The 14,397-nt window shown below is 51.7% G+C and carries 16 protein-coding genes, 1 tRNA gene and 1 riboswitch; of the genes, 8 read left to right on the top strand and 9 right to left on the bottom strand.

Annotation, left to right across the window (positions count from 1 at the left end):
* Positions 1–27: 27 nt before the first annotated feature.
* From AAC599_RS00290 to AAC599_RS00280, 3 genes are all read left to right on the top strand, one after another.
* The gene (locus AAC599_RS00290) at positions 28–933 is read left to right on the top strand and encodes an Hsp33 family molecular chaperone HslO (protein ID WP_340148404.1); all 906 of its coding nucleotides are present in this window, start codon (positions 28–30) and stop codon (positions 931–933) included.
* A 97-nt stretch (positions 934–1,030) separates the two neighbouring features.
* Entirely contained in the window at positions 1,031–1,624 is a 594-nt protein-coding gene (locus tag AAC599_RS00285) for a hypothetical protein (protein ID WP_340148403.1), read from the top strand.
* Positions 1,625–1,717: 93 nt separating this feature from the next.
* Entirely contained in the window at positions 1,718–2,389 is a 672-nt protein-coding gene (locus AAC599_RS00280) for a CerR family C-terminal domain-containing protein (protein ID WP_340148402.1), read from the top strand.
* 22 nt (positions 2,390–2,411) lie between these two features.
* On the opposite strand, the gene AAC599_RS00275 is transcribed toward AAC599_RS00280, so the two are convergent.
* The 4 genes from AAC599_RS00275 to metZ all read right to left on the bottom strand — a co-directional run bounded on the left by AAC599_RS00275 (position 2,412) and on the right by metZ (position 6,275).
* Positions 2,412–3,863, bottom strand: coding sequence for a TrkH family potassium uptake protein (locus tag AAC599_RS00275; RefSeq protein ID WP_340148401.1), 1,452 nt, complete (start codon positions 3,861–3,863; stop codon positions 2,412–2,414).
* A 13-nt stretch (positions 3,864–3,876) separates the two neighbouring features.
* Positions 3,877–4,482 (bottom strand): GTP cyclohydrolase I FolE, encoded by a 606-nt coding sequence (folE, locus tag AAC599_RS00270; protein ID WP_340148400.1) that lies wholly within the window; start codon positions 4,480–4,482, stop codon positions 3,877–3,879.
* A gap of 35 nt (positions 4,483–4,517) precedes the next feature.
* Positions 4,518–4,925 (bottom strand): Co2+/Mg2+ efflux protein ApaG, encoded by a 408-nt coding sequence (gene apaG / locus AAC599_RS00265; protein ID WP_340148399.1) that lies wholly within the window; start codon positions 4,923–4,925, stop codon positions 4,518–4,520.
* A 132-nt stretch (positions 4,926–5,057) separates the two neighbouring features.
* The gene (gene metZ, locus AAC599_RS00260) at positions 5,058–6,275 is read right to left on the bottom strand and encodes an O-succinylhomoserine sulfhydrylase (RefSeq protein ID WP_340148398.1); all 1,218 of its coding nucleotides are present in this window, start codon (positions 6,273–6,275) and stop codon (positions 5,058–5,060) included.
* Between the two features lie 42 nt (positions 6,276–6,317).
* Positions 6,318–6,396, bottom strand: a riboswitch (SAM riboswitch).
* 75 nt (positions 6,397–6,471) lie between these two features.
* Between metZ and AAC599_RS00255 the strand changes: the two genes are divergently transcribed.
* Both AAC599_RS00255 and AAC599_RS00250 read left to right on the top strand, forming a co-directional pair.
* Positions 6,472–6,545 (top strand) — tRNA-Gly (locus tag AAC599_RS00255).
* 92 nt (positions 6,546–6,637) lie between these two features.
* Complete coding sequence (locus tag AAC599_RS00250; RefSeq protein ID WP_340148397.1) at positions 6,638–6,919, top strand: hypothetical protein; 282 nt, start codon at positions 6,638–6,640, stop codon at positions 6,917–6,919.
* Here the strand turns inward: AAC599_RS00250 and fumC are convergent, their stop codons facing one another.
* From fumC to AAC599_RS00230, 4 genes are all read right to left on the bottom strand, one after another.
* Positions 6,920–8,311 (bottom strand): class II fumarate hydratase, encoded by a 1,392-nt coding sequence (gene fumC, locus AAC599_RS00245; RefSeq protein WP_340148396.1) that lies wholly within the window; start codon positions 8,309–8,311, stop codon positions 6,920–6,922. It lies immediately after the preceding gene.
* 44 nt (positions 8,312–8,355) lie between these two features.
* On the bottom strand, positions 8,356–8,529 hold the full coding sequence (locus AAC599_RS00240; protein WP_340148395.1) for a hypothetical protein: 174 nt from the start codon (positions 8,527–8,529) through the stop codon (positions 8,356–8,358).
* Positions 8,526–9,725: a GGDEF domain-containing protein gene (locus tag AAC599_RS00235; protein WP_340148394.1), complete on the bottom strand. Its 1,200-nt coding sequence runs from the start codon at positions 9,723–9,725 to the stop codon at positions 8,526–8,528. Before AAC599_RS00235 ends, AAC599_RS00240 begins: the two co-directional genes overlap by 4 nt.
* 95 nt (positions 9,726–9,820) lie before the next feature.
* Positions 9,821–10,591: an enoyl-CoA hydratase gene (locus tag AAC599_RS00230; protein WP_340148393.1), complete on the bottom strand. Its 771-nt coding sequence runs from the start codon at positions 10,589–10,591 to the stop codon at positions 9,821–9,823.
* A gap of 104 nt (positions 10,592–10,695) precedes the next feature.
* Between AAC599_RS00230 and AAC599_RS00225 the strand changes: the two genes are divergently transcribed.
* Positions 10,696–11,514, top strand: coding sequence for a NifU family protein (locus AAC599_RS00225; protein WP_340148392.1), 819 nt, complete (start codon positions 10,696–10,698; stop codon positions 11,512–11,514).
* Positions 11,515–11,524: 10 nt separating this feature from the next.
* Here AAC599_RS00225 and AAC599_RS00220 read toward each other — a convergent pair whose 3' ends face one another.
* Positions 11,525–13,384 (bottom strand): adenylate/guanylate cyclase domain-containing protein, encoded by a 1,860-nt coding sequence (locus AAC599_RS00220; RefSeq protein ID WP_340148391.1) that lies wholly within the window; start codon positions 13,382–13,384, stop codon positions 11,525–11,527.
* 56 nt (positions 13,385–13,440) lie between these two features.
* On the opposite strand from AAC599_RS00220, the gene AAC599_RS00215 reads away from it, so the two are divergent.
* On the top strand, positions 13,441–14,028 hold the full coding sequence (locus tag AAC599_RS00215; protein WP_340148390.1) for a hypothetical protein: 588 nt from the start codon (positions 13,441–13,443) through the stop codon (positions 14,026–14,028).
* Positions 14,029–14,155: 127 nt separating this feature from the next.
* A complete protein-coding gene (locus AAC599_RS00210; protein WP_340148389.1) occupies positions 14,156–14,371 on the top strand; it encodes a DUF4170 domain-containing protein in 216 nt (71 codons plus the stop codon).
* The last annotated feature ends 26 nt before the right edge of the window (positions 14,372–14,397 follow it).

The raw sequence follows: 14,397 nt of genomic DNA, 5'->3' as shown, positions 1-14,397 counted from the left end.
ATTTCATTTGAACGAGAGAGAAACCTTATGGCCGACGCAGGTCAGAGAATAATCACTGATAACCTTATCCAGCCCTTTCAGATGGCGAAAGCCGGGGTGAGGGGACGCGTCGTACGGATGGGACGTGTCGTTGATTCCATTCTCAATCGGCATGGATATCCGGAAGCTGTCGCCCGGTTTCTGGGGGAAGGCCTGGTGCTGGCGGCGATGCTGGGTGGTGCTCTCAAGTTTGATGGTATCTTTACGGTGCAAACCAAAGGAGACGGAGCCATCAGCATGATTGCTGCGGATATGACGACTCCCGGCAACATGCGGGGCTATGCGTCATTCGATCCGGAAAAGCTGGGTGAGCATTCTACGGATGCTGTCTCGCTAAACGTCAAGGATTACCTGGGTAAAGGTTATGCCGCCTTTACCATTGACGCCGGTGAAGAGCATAAAAGATATCAGGGGATCGTCGATCTTGAGGGAGACAGCCTCGCTGCCTGCATGGAGAACTATTTCGACAAGTCGGAACAGATCGATACATTGCTGCGGGTCGCCGTTGACAAAAGCGGCGGAAAATGGCGCGCAGGCGGCCTGATGATCCAGCGGTTACCGGATGAGAATGCAACCGAAATCAATCAGGACCAGGAAGAAGAGAACTGGCGAAATGCGCTGGCACTTGCAGGCACAATTACGGCGGAAGAACTGACCAACCCGATCCTCAAATCCGCCGAGTTGCTGTACAAGCTGTTTCATGAAGACGGCGTCTGGCTTTATGATCCACAAGAACTTCAGGATCAATGCAGCTGTAGCGAGGAGCGGGTTTTGAATACGTTAAAAACCTTTGCCGGATCGGATGTGGAGGATATGGCAGAGGGCGGCGTCATTTCGGTTGATTGCCAGTTTTGTTCCAGCAAATATGAAATCCGGGTTGATGATATTATCTGACAACAGTTAGGGGGCATCCCTTAAACACAGGGTTGAACTTCATCCACGGACCGTAATAGAGTATAACTGGTTCAATTCCTTTCAAGGTGAGAGTAAAATGGCTGGCCTTCGCCGTCTTCTGACAATTGCTACCCTCCTGCTGCCAACCCTTCTTTTCGGTTGTGCCGCACCACCGCCAAATCCGGTCTATCCGGAGATTACTTTTCAACATCTCAACCCGCTGTATCTTAATGTGGGTGAAATAAAGATCGTGGATGAGTTTACGCCGCCTCTCAAACCACCACATGTCGAACATGAGCTTCCCGTTTCCATTGATCAGACAGTACGGAACTGGGTGCGGGATCGCTTGCGGACCACCGGAAACAGTGGTGCGGTGGCGACGGTAACCATCAAGGACGCGAGCGCGGTTGAAAAGGGACTGGATAAGGAAACTGGCCTCAAAGGCCTGATTACGAAGGATCAGTCCGAGCTTTATGAGTTTCATGTGTTGGTGGAGCTCAAGATTACGGAAATATCCGGCTCCTCTGCCTTCGTCACAGCGGAGGCAACGCGTACAAAATCAGTCGCCGAGGGCATTACGCTGAACCAGCGCGAAAAAACCTACTTTAACCAAGTGGAAGCTCTGATGAGAGCATTTGATCCGGAGATGGAAAAGAATATCCGGACTTTTATGGGCGCGTATTTGCGATAACAGAAAACGGCTCTAAAAGCCTTTCCGAGATGCCTTTGCAGTATGCATGGCGCATTTTAACAGAGACCAAGTTCAAACGATTGACCCAGTAAAATGAAACAGCCAGGCTCCTCAACTTCGGAACGAATGCTGGAAACAGCGGGGCGATTGTTTGCCGACAGGGCGTTTGATTCTGTTTCGACCCGCGAGATAGCGGCGGCAGCTGAGGTTAATCTGTCAGCTATTTCCTATCATTTTCATAACAAGGAAGGGCTCTATCGGGCGGTGTTCGAGAAGATCGTCCGGGATCTAAAACCGGTCAGGGTGAGTCTGGCGCTTATACTTGAAAACCAGCTTGCGGCGGCCAGTGATGATCGTAACGCCTATGCCGAGACTGTCACACTTTTCGTCTCCCGCCTTGTCGACAGTGCGATTTCGCCCGTTACACGCTGGCGTATGCGCCTGATCAAGCGGGAAATAGAGATGCCGACAGATTGCTTCCAGATCATCATGGAAGGGCATATCAATGTCATTCATGACTTGCTTGGCATCCTGATCTCTAAAATATCCGGAGAATCACCAACGACTGAGAATGTCAGACTTGAAGCCATGTCCATCCTCGCGATCTGCCTGCAATATGCGCTGAATGAAGAGATGGTGAAGGCACGGATGGGGTGGTCAGACATTGGCCCCATTGAAATTGAAGGGATAAAAATTTCCATGGCGGAAATGGTCTTGCGGTCGCTCAATCTCGGGGATTATATAGATCGCGTCAGAATAGAATAATTGTTCCCCGCTGCGCCGCTGTTTAGCGCTGCCAGAACCGTCGTGAGAATAGGACAAGCACGGTAAAGAGTTCAAGTCGGCCCAGAAGCATCCCGAGCGACATCAGCCATTTCGCCGGATCTGACAGGGATTTGAAGGTGCCTGATGGGCCGACAATTTCACCGAGGCCCGGTCCGACATTGGTGATTGCGGTTCCAGCACTGGAAATCGCGGTCAGAAAATCAAGCCCGGTCAGGCCGAGTGCGATTGTAAGAAGCGTAAATATAGCCAGAAACAAAAAGACAAAGCTGGTTACCGAGATAATAGTCTCCTCCGGAAGAGGTTGACCATTATAGTGAGGCTTGAAAATTCCGCTGGGCCGGATCAGCTGCATAAACTGACAGCGGACGGTTTCAACGAGAATCTGTATACGGAAAACCTTGATACTACAGGATGCCGACCCCGCACACCCGCCGACAAACATGAAGAAGAAAAACGCGACCGTTCCGAACCCACCCCAGCTGCTATAGTCAACGGTCGCATAGCCCGTGCCCGTGATAATGGATGTTACGTTAAAGGTGGCATGGCGCAAGGCTATCCAGAAAGGAATGTCTTCGTTCAGTATTTGCCAGATGATCATTATGATAATGCCGAAAAGGATAATAGAGAGAAACCATCTGACCTGGCTATCCATCAGGAAACTACCTGGCTTGCCTTTGACGATGTGCAGATACATCAAAAAGGGTAGTGCGCCCATAATCATGAAAACGACCATGATGCTCTCGACAAGCGGGCTTTCGAAATCCCCGGCGGACTGATCAGATGTTGAAAAACCGCCTGTGGATATGGTTGTCATCGCATGGGTCGCCGCATCAAACAGACTCATTCCCGTCATCCACAGGGAAAGCGTGCAGATCAGGCTGAGTATCAGATATATATAACTGATTGCCTTGACGATATCGGCGACTCTGGGCAAGGCCTTCTCCGATGTCGCTTCGGAGGCCTCCATACGGAAAAGTTGCATCCCGCCAATCCGGAGCAAGGGCATGATGGCAATTGCCATGACAATAATCCCGATGCCGCCAAACCATTGTAGCAACGCTCGCCACATGAGAATGCCGGGCGGCGCCGTATCGAGGCCGGTCAATACGGTTGATCCGGTGGTTGTTAGACCTGACATAGCTTCAAAAAAAGCATCCGTGTAGGGGATGCTCATTTCACTGAAGGTGAACGGAAGAGCCGCCGCGGCCGGCATTAAAATCCAGACGGCCGTTGTCAGAATAAAGGCTTGCTGACGCCCAAGTTCAAGGCTGCCGCCTCGGTTAGAGAGGAATAACCCGCCTCCTGCGAACACTGAAACGGCGGCGGAAACCAGAAAAACCTGCCAGTCACTATGTCCAACGAACAGATCCACCATCGCCGGAATGATCATGGCCAGTCCGATAACCACAAGCATGATACCGAGAATGGCGAGAATCAGGCGATAATTGTTCACGGCGCGGCCGTACTCAGCCTTTGTCGATGAACGCGAGCAACTCGCGTCGTGTGATATCGGACCGGCGGAAAATGCCGAGCATTGTACTGGTGATCATCGTCACGCCATCCTTGTGAACGCCGCGTGTCGTCATGCATTGGTGGGCGCTTTCGATAACAACGGCGACGCCTTTTGGCTGGAGTGTCCGCTCTATGGTTTCCGCGATTTGCCGGGTAAGCTTTTCCTGTATCTGCAAGCGTTTGGAATAGGCATCCACCACTCGCGCCAGCTTGGATATGCCGACCACACGATTGCTCGGCATATAGGCAACATGGGCAACACCAATGATGGGGACCATGTGATGCTCGCAGTAGCTTTCAACGCGAATATCTTTCAGAACCACCATCTCGTCATAGCCGTTCACTTCCTCGAATGTGCGGGAGAGATAAGTGTCCGGATCTTCGTTGTATCCGGCAAAAAATTCAAGGTAGGAACGCGTCACGCGATCAGGCGTGCCTTTTAATCCTTCGCGCGCCGGATCATCCCCTGCCCAACGTATTAATGTTCGGACAGCTTCTTCCGCTTCCTGTTTTGTTGGCTTGTTTTGCGCCGGTTTTCCCGGATGAATTTGCTTGTTCATTTCTGGATCATTTCCCAAGGTATCGTCCGCCACTATCAGTTTATGGACGACATTGAATCCGGGCTGTCAAGTGAGAAGGCCGGAATGTCGACTGCGAATGTCTTTCCTTCTTCCGATTCCATATCATAGGTGCCGACCATGATGCCGGACGATGTGGAAAGGGGCGTTCCGCTGGTATATTCATAAATATCGCCGGGTGCAAGGACAGGTTGCTCCCCGATAACGCCCTCTCCGTCGACGGTCTCAGTGTGCCCGTCGGCATTGGTGATGCGCCAATGCCGGTTTCTGAGGGTTACGGTTCTAATTCCCTGATTTTCGATTCTGACTTGATAGGCCCAGAGATACAATCCATCGGACGGACGTGATCGCTCGGCCAAATAGACGGGCGTCACCGAAACCATGATATTCTCGGTAATTTTGCTATAGGCCTCCCCGCCCGTCATGATATCCCCCTAGTTTGCGGTTTCAGCTACATACTTGACTTGAATATTGCGTTCCGGGAGCAATTTGTCCAGTAAATCGGTTTTTGGGATGTCGGGAGAGAAGAAGAAAAACTCTTTCTCCCGTCCCTTTAATCAAGCGTTTTGCCGGCTAAGCGCATACCCAAGATCCTCGATCAGATCGTCGACATCTTCCAGTCCGACAGACAGCCTTAACATGCTTTCCGTTATGCCCAATTCCTGCTTCGTTGCCTCGTCAACGCTGGAATGGGTTGTCGTCGTTGGATGGGTGATCAGTGATTTTGCATCCCCGAGATTATTGCTTATATCGATCAGCGACAGGCGATTGAGAACGGAGAAGGCATCGTCTTGATTGCCAGCCACTTCAAATGCGACGAGGGAGCCGCCGCGCGACATCTGCTGCTTTGCCAGGGCATGGTGCGGATGCATGTCGCTGCCCGGATATAAAACGCGCTTGATAGCCGGATGACCGCTTAGGAAGTTAGCAATTTTTTCTGCGTTATCACACTGCTTCTCGACACGCAGTTCCAGTGTTTCCAGCCCTTTTAACAGATTCCACGCATTGAATGGGCTGAGCGCGGGCCCTGTGTGTTTGAGATATGGCGCAAGGGTGTCTTCAATAAATTCCTCTGATCCGAGGACGATACCGCCGAGGCAGCGACCCTGACCATCAATATGCTTTGTTGCAGAATAGACAACAATATCCGCGCCTAATGTGATCGGGTGCTGCAATACGGGCGTCGCGAAAACGTTATCCACGACGACCTTTGCGCCGACTTTATGGGCTAATTCCGAAATTGCCGCGATATCCATGATTTCCAGCGCCGGGTTGGACGGCGTTTCGAAGAACACGCAGGCTGTCTTTTCATTAATTGCCTTTTTCCACTGATCAATGTCCGTGCCGTCGATCAGGGTCACGTCTATCCCGAATCTTGGAAGAATCGTCTCAATAATATACAGGCAGGATCCAAACAGCGCCTTTGGGGCGACCACATGATCTCCGGCTTTTAGTTGCGACATCAGGGCGCCGTTGACTGCGGCCATGCCGCTTGCTGTTGCGCGGGCGGCCTCTGCTCCCTCTTCCAGAAGGATCATGCGTTCTTCAAACATGGAGAGGGTGGGATTGGCGTATCGGGAATAGATATAGCCGTCATTCTCTCCCTTGAAGCGTCCGGCGGCCTGCTCGGCGCTGTCATAAACAAAACCCGAATTCATGAAAATGGCTTCGGATGTCTCATTAAACTGGGAACGCTTGGTGCCGCCGCGGACCAGCTTTGTCGCGGTCCGGTATTCCGATGCGCGGGTCGGCGCTGTCTCTTTTTTCTCTGTCATCTTACCCTCGAGGCATAAAAAAACCCCGACCATCGATCAGGGTTCATACGAGCCCCGACCTTTTAGCGTTTCTTTTAACGTGGCCGCAAGCCGGTCGGCACAAATCACCACGGCAAAAAGCATTATCGCCACAGGCTGAGGCTGTCAAGAATTTCTGTTGCGGTCCCGCCGTTCTTTCTGTAGGAACTGGAATTGCGCGGGCGTAGCTCAATGGCAGAGCAGAAGCTTCCCAAGCTTACGACGAGGGTTCGATTCCCTTCGCCCGCTCCAATTATCCTTTTACTTTGCATATAAATTTTCAGCATCACATTTGGCTGCGGAGTTCGTCAGTTATTCGACGACGCGTAATTGGAGCATATTATATGACGATATCCTTACAGCTAGCCCTTGACGGCAGCGAGAAAGAAAATGTGAAGGCAGTTTTATTGACTCAGAACGGCAGTGATGTTGCACGTTGGGGTGAGAATGGGAGTAATCTGCAGGATAGTGTAACTGTCCAAGCAGTCGAAACGCATGTAACGGTTTTTTATACTGGCAACACTCAGGATGAAGGCGACATAGATCCAGACAGTGATGGGTACGTCATTATCACCGCCGATGGTCATGGGAATACCGAAATTGATTATAGTATTCCGATCGATTAGTTATTTTTCACCGACCATATTTTCGGGGCGGACCCAGTCGTCGAATTCTTCTTCGGTCAGGAGGCCCAGTTCGAGTGCGGCTTCTTTCAGGCTGCTATTCTCCGCATAGGCTTTCTTGGCGATTTTTGCCGCATTGTCATAGCCGATATGAGGGTTCAGCGCCGTGACCAGCATCAGCGATTGTGCCATCAATTCCTCAATACGTGGTTTGTTGGTTTCTATTCCCGTGACGCAGTTATCCGTGAAGCTTCTAAATGCGTCGCCGAGCAACCGGATGGATTGCAGCACGTTGTGAATAATCACCGGTTTGAACGCATTCAGTTCGAAATGTCCGTTTGATCCGGCAATCGTGACCGTGACGTGATTCCCCATCACCTGAGCGGCCACCTGGGAGAGGGCTTCGCATTGTGTGGGATTTACCTTGCCGGGCATGATGGAGGAGCCGGGCTCGTTCGCGGGCACAATAAGTTCACCCAGTCCGCTTCTTGGCCCGCTGGCGAGAAAGCGGATATCATTGGCAATTTTCATGGCGCCGGTCGCAATTACATTCAGGACCCCTGACAGCTCCACCAAAGCGTCATGCGCGGCAATCGCTTCGAATTTATTCTTGGCGCTTGTAAAGGGAAGCTCCGTCAGGTCGGATAAGGTTGCAACGAAGGTTTCCGCGAATCCTGGGGCCGCGTTCAGGCCTGTTCCGACTGCTGTGCCACCTTGTGCAACTTCCATTATGCGTGGAAGGCTGTCTTGGAGCCGCGCCATCCCGAGATCAATCTGACGGACATAACCGGAAAATTCCTGCCCGAGCGTGATTGGTACCGCGTCTTGCGCATGGGTTCTGCCGATTTTGATAATATCCTTGAATTCAAAGGATTTATCCTGGAGCGCCTGATGACAATGATGAAGGGCCGGTAGCAGATGATGAGTGGCTTGCTCCGCTGCGGCGATTGACATCGCCGTTGGAAAGCTGTCGTTAGAGCTTTGACCCATATTGACATGGTCATTGGGATGAACCGGCTTCTTTTGGCCGATCGGCATCCCGAGAATTTCATTGGCGCGATTGGCAATGACTTCATTGGCATTCATATTGCTCTGGGTGCCGGAACCGGTTTGCCAGATCACGAGCGGAAAGTGATCGTTAAGCTGTCCGTTTATTACTTCATTCGCGGCCAGAACGATTGCATCGGCCAGCCGGGGCTCAAGTTGTCCAAGAATCTGGTTGCTGAGGGCCGCAGTTTTCTTCTGTAGACCCAGCGCACGAATGAGAGGTCGCGGCAGGCGCTCTGTGCCAATCTTGAAATTTTTCAGAGATCGCGCCGTTTGCGCACCCCAATAACGGTCTGCCGGAACAGCGATGTCTCCCATGGTGTCGGTTTCGATGCGCGTCGAAGCCATAATTTTCCTCCAGTCAGGTCGTCAGCACTGCCTCTAGATATGGGTCAGGATAAACCATAGAAAACCACCATTTGCAGGCCGAGGTAAATACCGATGGCGATCAGAAAAAGATTAAGGGTGCGATCCGCGGCCTTGCCCATCTCTTTCAGTTTCCTGGCAAATAAAATACGGGCGATAAACAGGACAACAAACGCGATGGCGAGAAGTTTCAGGATCATGTTGAGGTGGCTAGCTCCTCATCTGACGTATCTGCATCCATTGTCTCCGAGGGAGAGTATATGGCAATATCATTGCCGCCCCTCGATTTTACGGCGTACATCTGATTATCTGCAATTTCGACAAGAGCAGACCAATCGCTGACATCAGCGCTTTGCCGGTCAACAATGCCAAAGCTGGCCGTCACCATTTTTCCGTCGGGACGAGTCCCGAGACCGATATTGCGCAACCGTCGGATCGACTTCAACGCACCCTCTGCATCCGTATTAGGAAGCAGAATGACAAACTCCTCTCCGCCCCAGCGGATCAGCACGTCCGATCCGCGCGCGTTTCGGCGAATATTTGCTGCTGCCGTGGAGAGAACCCGGTCGCCCGCTTCATGGCCATACCGGTCATTGACAGACTTGAAACTGTCCAGGTCCGTAAAAACGATGGAAAAGGGTGTGTTCTGTCGCTTTGAGATTTTAAACTGAACATCGATAATCTCCTCACCGCTGTTCCGGCTGTAACAGTGGGTCAATGTATCGATGGATGCTTGGTCGATAAGCAGAGAAATGTATAACAACTGGCTTATCGCGGCGAAGGCGCTCAGAACAGCTGTCGCAGTAAGGGTCAGGAGCATTCCGAGCTGCAGGTTAGGGTCTGCATTTTCAGGCATCAGGATCAAAATCAGCATCTGGATCACGAAAAACAGAACCAGCGTAAGCACGGCCTCCTTTATCGTTAGCGGGAAGATCGCGATACATCCGACGATCAGAAAAGGAAACAAGGCATAACCGGCAGCAACCAGACTGGTGATGGACAATATGTCTGTAATGTCGAGAAGCGGCTGATACATTGTCTGGAATGTCAGCAGGATGGCGAAGAAGATACCGAGGGCGCGATAGGCATCGCGCATGGTCTCCCCGCTACTGATGCCAAAGAAGAGGGCAAGGAAAAGGACCGACATCAGCACACGTGTTATCCCGAGCGTGATGTAGGTCTCGGCCTCGAAAGTCAGCAGATCCAGCAGAAAACCCAGAGGGAAAGCGACCACGCATAGAAGGCTTAAAAACCGGATACGGGATATAATGACACGTGCGCGTCGGCGGATGAGCAGCGGCGAGTGGCTCTGGTTGGAAATAAGACGCTCCAGTCCTTCCGCTGACGCAGATTGGCGTCCGCCTCCGGAAAAAACGTCATACAAATAAACCAGCACTGATTGCTTACCCCCTCGACCGGACTGACGATCCTTTCATAACAAATAAACTCTGTGAGCGGTATTTATTTTGGATCAGTGCGCTTGCGGGAGGGCTATCGCGAGCGATTGATGAAATTCTCCATCATCCTTTTTGGCTCGTCGCTCTCATAGGAACGCGCGAAGGCTTCAATCCCGAGCTGGATGCCGTCGCGAAGGGAGTTATTCTCCCAGTCGTTACATAGTTCTTTCTGGATTGCCATAGCGTTGCGGCCACCGGACAGGATTTCGTCGATGACCTTACCCACTTCCGCGTCAAGGGCGTCGTCTTCCGTCAGTCGCTGGACAAGGCCGGCTTCACGCGCCTCGCCAGCCCCGAGGCGTCGTCCGGTCAGTACCAGTTCGCGGGCAAGGTTATACCCCAAAATGCGCGGTAACAGCGCCGCGTCGATAACGGATGGGATCCCGACCCGGACTTCGGGCATAGCAAATTCAGCGCTTTCGCAGGCGACAATCATATCGCAGGACGCCGCAAATTCCATTCCTGCGCCGAGACAGAAGCCGTTAACCCTGGCAACGACAGGTGCGTGGAAATAACGGACTTTATGGCAGACATGATGCATGTTGGTGATGAAGCTGCGGGCGGACACAGGGTCCAGCCCCGCCATTTCGGTAATATCTGCACCGCCGATAAAACTTTTGTTCCCGGCTCCGGATATGATGAGAACGGCGATATCCGTGTCTTTATCGAGTGTAGTGATCGCCTCGTCCAGTTCCCGTATAACATGTGAATTTAGGGTGTTGAGTTTACGCTGGTTATCTACGGTCACACGCGCGATTTTGCCCTCCGGCCGGTCTTTCAGTTCTGTTAGAATAAATTTGGTCATTGTTTTCTCCGCTATTATTATTAATTTACTACTGAAAGAATGCCAAAGCCACCGGCCTTGGTATAACAACCAATCTTCACAATAGTGAAAATAGAGACGAAAATATGTTTATTCAGACAAAGCCCGGCAACAATGCGACAGAGCTGGAATTTTTCCCGGCCGAGACCGTTTATGAAAATGGTCCTTTCGATATCTCGCAGGAGGATGCGGCGAGCAGATCGCCGCTTGCACAGCGGCTTTATGAGATTGACGGTGTCGCCGCCATAACATTGAAATCTGAAAGTATTATTGTCTCAAAGACGGATGCGCGGGACTGGTCGTCTCTCCGGACAGAAATTTTTGGTGCGATTGTGGCGCATTTCCAGAGTGGAGAGCCCGCCGTCAACGAAAATGCGGATGATGCGCCCGGTGAGTTCGATATTGAAATTATTGATCAAATCAAGGATCTGCTCGCAACGCGGATTGTTCCGGCGGTAACGCAGTCGGGCGGAGATGTCTCGTTTCATAGCTATAAAAGCGGTAAGCTCTATTTGAAGTTCCAGGGCCCTGCCTTCTCTATGCTGACGGGCATTCAGAACATGCTGAGGCACTATATTCCGGAAATTACCGCAGTACTTGATTATCGTGAAGCATTGCCAAAGCCGGGCCTTAAAACACCGGAGGGAGTTGCGATCCGCAAGCTGCTGGAGGAAAAGGTGAATCCGTCAATTGCGGCACATGGCGGGCGTATCACACTCGTCGATCTGCAGAAGGACCGAGCCTATGTTCGCCTGGACGGCGGTTGTCAGGGGTGCGGTATGGCGGATGTAACGTTGAAACAGGGGGTTGCGGTTGAAATCCAGAATCTGGTGCCGTCGATCACCGAGGTGCTGGACGTGACCGATCATGCTGACGGGACCAATCCCTATTATCAGCCAGCCTAATCCTTTTACTTCAAGTTAATTGGTAAATCGTTACCGGGTCCCGCCTGCCTTTTAGCTGGTAATCTCCGATTTTCGTTGCGTTGATGTCTGGTGCGGCTTTGTAGGTTGCGTCGGTCATCAGGATAAAAACCTCTTCCGTTTGGTCTGGAGAGAGGGTCTTGCCATGCTGTTCCATTCGCTGGGCCGTATTAACGGTATCACCCACCACGGTGTAATTGAGCCGTCCCGCTGAGCCGATATTTCCGACGACAAGCGGTCCCGTATGAATTCCAATTCGCATATGGACTTCCGTGAGGTCCTCTTCGCGGCGCTTCTTATTATCTGAGACTATGGCTTCTTTAATTGCCTTGGCCGCGCGGCAGGCACGCGCCGCATGATCTTCCTGTATTTCCGGTGCCCCCCAGAACGCCATGACGGCGTCGCCGATGAATTTGTCGACGGTTCCTCCTTCCGCCTCTATGCAGCTTGTGACCAGCTCAAAATGGTGATTGAGAAAGTTCGCGACTTCTTCCGTTTTCATGCTTTCCGCCTGCGGGGTAAAGCCTGCGATGTCCGTAAACATGACAGTTACGATGCGTTCTTCGGAATTGGCTTCTCCGCTTTCCATGAGTTTGCGAACGAGGGATTTAGGAACATATGTCTCAAACCATGATAAGCCACGCAGCATGGCGTTGTAGGCCTCATTTGCCTCATTAACTTCGGTAAAGCGGCTTCTGGGTAAGGACGTCACCGCCTGAAAATCGAGATTTGAAATTTGCCTTGAGGCGTCCGACAACATAAGGACAGGCCGGGAAATCCGTCGCCCGATGATAATTGCGACCACTGCGCTTAACAACATTATCACGAGCCCGGCAATTCCGGCGATCACCAGGCGACGAAGTTCTGCCGTTATATCTTCATCCCGGATCCAGTACCCTAATGTGAAACTCTCGTCTGAATATCCGTCAAGCTGTTTGTAAATAAAGATATAGCCGTCGTCCTCAATCTCCAGATAATGGCTTTCAAATGCGGTTGAATCCCCCAAAAGATCGAGATTTTGACGTTCTGCTGACCAGATTTTCCTGAGAACCGGATCCTCAACCTCTTCAAGTTTCGGAACGACATTGTCCACGCTCAAGCCGCTGACGGGTCTATTGATGCCCTGCTGCAAAAGCACGTGATCCCGCCCGTATAGTATGAAGCGCTTTCCGTTGGTGAGAGATTGCGCCGCATTCATCCGGTTATTGACCGTCGTCACAGTGATCGTTGCAATAAGGGCGCCTATAAACTGCCCATCCTGAATGACGGGTTCACGAAAACTGAGAATGGTTTCCTTCAAGGTCGGCACATAAATGAGCTGCCCCCAGCTCCCTTTCTTGCGGCTTGAAATTTCCCTGATGGCCAGCCGTGCGACGGGATCCCTGCTTTCATCGAAGGTGATAATATTTTGGTTGTCCCTGCTCGAGGCCATGCCCTGCAATGTGGGTCCTACAAACGAGAGGGTGGAAATCTGCGGTGTTCCCGCCACCGCCGCCAAGAGGTAGCCTCTAAGCTGGTCTTGGTCGTTTATGTCGAGCTTACCTTCCTCGATCAGCTTGGCGATATATTGCGTTTGATATGCGGCCGGGTTGAGCAGTTCCGTCAGGTCGTTCTCCGCCGATTCCATTGCCGTACTGGCCTTATCAATCAGAAGATTCCGTGTGTTGGTAAGCCCGGAAGTGAGGCTGATGCCCAAGACAATGACAACGGTAATGACAACCAATGTACCAAAGCTGACGGCCAGAACAGTCGCAATCGGCAGGGACCTGATAGGTTTACGGGGGCTGGGTGAAATCTTACTTCTCCTGAACGGGCGCTGTTTTCCGATAGCATAGGCAGGTATTTTATACAAAGTTAAACCCTATATGGGCCAGTAGACAAAGCCGTGCAAGTCGATATACTTCCTGCATGAATCTGGTTGTCGCGTTTGAAGCAATTTTGGTTGTTTGTTGCCTGATTTCGCTGAATCTGGCGCGACAGTCCTTTTTTCCGGCAAGTCTCTTCTGGGCTTTTGGCGTTGTCACAATCGGTGTGGCGGCGGCTCTGGGTGGTTTCAAGTTTGCCGGGTTCAGCGGGTTGGAATCATATCACACGCTGGCGAAGCATTTTGCCGGTTCGATCGGCATAGCCTCATTTGCCCTCGGCGCTCTTGCGGGATTGCTCGCAAATTTCTTTATTCGCTTTCACTGGTGGATATTGCTCGTCGTGATCCTGTTGCTATGTGCAGTATTATTGCTCGATACTTGGCGTTTTCCTGCGCAAATCCAGCTCGGCCTGGTCGGGCTGATCCTGCTTGTCGGGGTGATCCGGCTTATCTCGTCCGGTTTGCTCGCCATATACCTGTTGCTGGGAGTTGCCTGTCTGATCCTGTCCGACATCGCCACCAGATGGCTCGCCGTTAACACGGGAATGGCGGAAGTGAATATTTATCATGTCCTGCTGTCGCTTGCCGTTATTTCGTTCGGCCTGTCTGCGTCGCGGGATAATTGGGAGTAGCTTTTTTGCTATATTCGTTCGCGGTGTATTGATTTTGCTTTGTATCTCGTTATAACCGGCGGCGAATCGTCCGGTCCGTTATGCCCGGCTGACGATGTTCTGTCCATTTTGAAATAGAAAGGGTGTCATGGCAGAAGCAAATTCGAAATCGGCCAAGGAACTGTTTGTGGTCTTTGGCGGCAGGGTGACAGATACGCGGGGCCGGGATTTTGCTGACCCGGGTAAACTGGACGTCCGCGGCTTTTTTGAAAATTATGACAGTGCCCTGTCGGCATGGCGCGCCGCCAGCCAGTCACAGGTCGATGATGCCTTTACAAAATATGTGATTGTCCGTCTCTGGTAACTAACGGACTTTTCCACACCGCGGAA

Source organism: uncultured Sneathiella sp. (genome assembly GCF_963976355.1).
GTDB lineage: Bacteria > Pseudomonadota > Alphaproteobacteria > Sneathiellales > Sneathiellaceae > Sneathiella.
Note: the sequence above shows the minus strand (reverse complement) of the source record. Positions and strands in the feature narration are given on the sequence as shown.

Bases quoted from the DNA above. Each gene is read 5' to 3' on its own strand.
- AAC599_RS00210 (WP_340148389.1), top strand. From the start codon at position 14,156: ATGGCAGAAGCAAATTCGAAATCGGCCAAGGAACTGTTTGTGGTCTTT.
- AAC599_RS00285 (WP_340148403.1), top strand. From the start codon at position 1,031: ATGGCTGGCCTTCGCCGTCTTCTGACAATTGCTACCCTCCTGCTGCCA.
- AAC599_RS00230 (WP_340148393.1), bottom strand. From the start codon at position 10,591: ATGACCAAATTTATTCTAACAGAACTGAAAGACCGGCCGGAGGGCAAA.
- AAC599_RS00215 (WP_340148390.1), top strand. From the start codon at position 13,441: ATGAATCTGGTTGTCGCGTTTGAAGCAATTTTGGTTGTTTGTTGCCTG.
- folE (WP_340148400.1), bottom strand. From the start codon at position 4,482: ATGAACAAGCAAATTCATCCGGGAAAACCGGCGCAAAACAAGCCAACA.
- metZ (WP_340148398.1), bottom strand. From the start codon at position 6,275: ATGACAGAGAAAAAAGAGACAGCGCCGACCCGCGCATCGGAATACCGG.
- AAC599_RS00240 (WP_340148395.1), bottom strand. From the start codon at position 8,529: ATGATCCTGAAACTTCTCGCCATCGCGTTTGTTGTCCTGTTTATCGCC.
- AAC599_RS00225 (WP_340148392.1), top strand. From the start codon at position 10,696: ATGTTTATTCAGACAAAGCCCGGCAACAATGCGACAGAGCTGGAATTT.
- AAC599_RS00280 (WP_340148402.1), top strand. From the start codon at position 1,718: ATGAAACAGCCAGGCTCCTCAACTTCGGAACGAATGCTGGAAACAGCG.
- fumC (WP_340148396.1), bottom strand. From the start codon at position 8,311: ATGGCTTCGACGCGCATCGAAACCGACACCATGGGAGACATCGCTGTT.
- AAC599_RS00290 (WP_340148404.1), top strand. From the start codon at position 28: ATGGCCGACGCAGGTCAGAGAATAATCACTGATAACCTTATCCAGCCC.
- AAC599_RS00250 (WP_340148397.1), top strand. From the start codon at position 6,638: ATGACGATATCCTTACAGCTAGCCCTTGACGGCAGCGAGAAAGAAAAT.
- apaG (WP_340148399.1), bottom strand. From the start codon at position 4,925: ATGACGGGCGGGGAGGCCTATAGCAAAATTACCGAGAATATCATGGTT.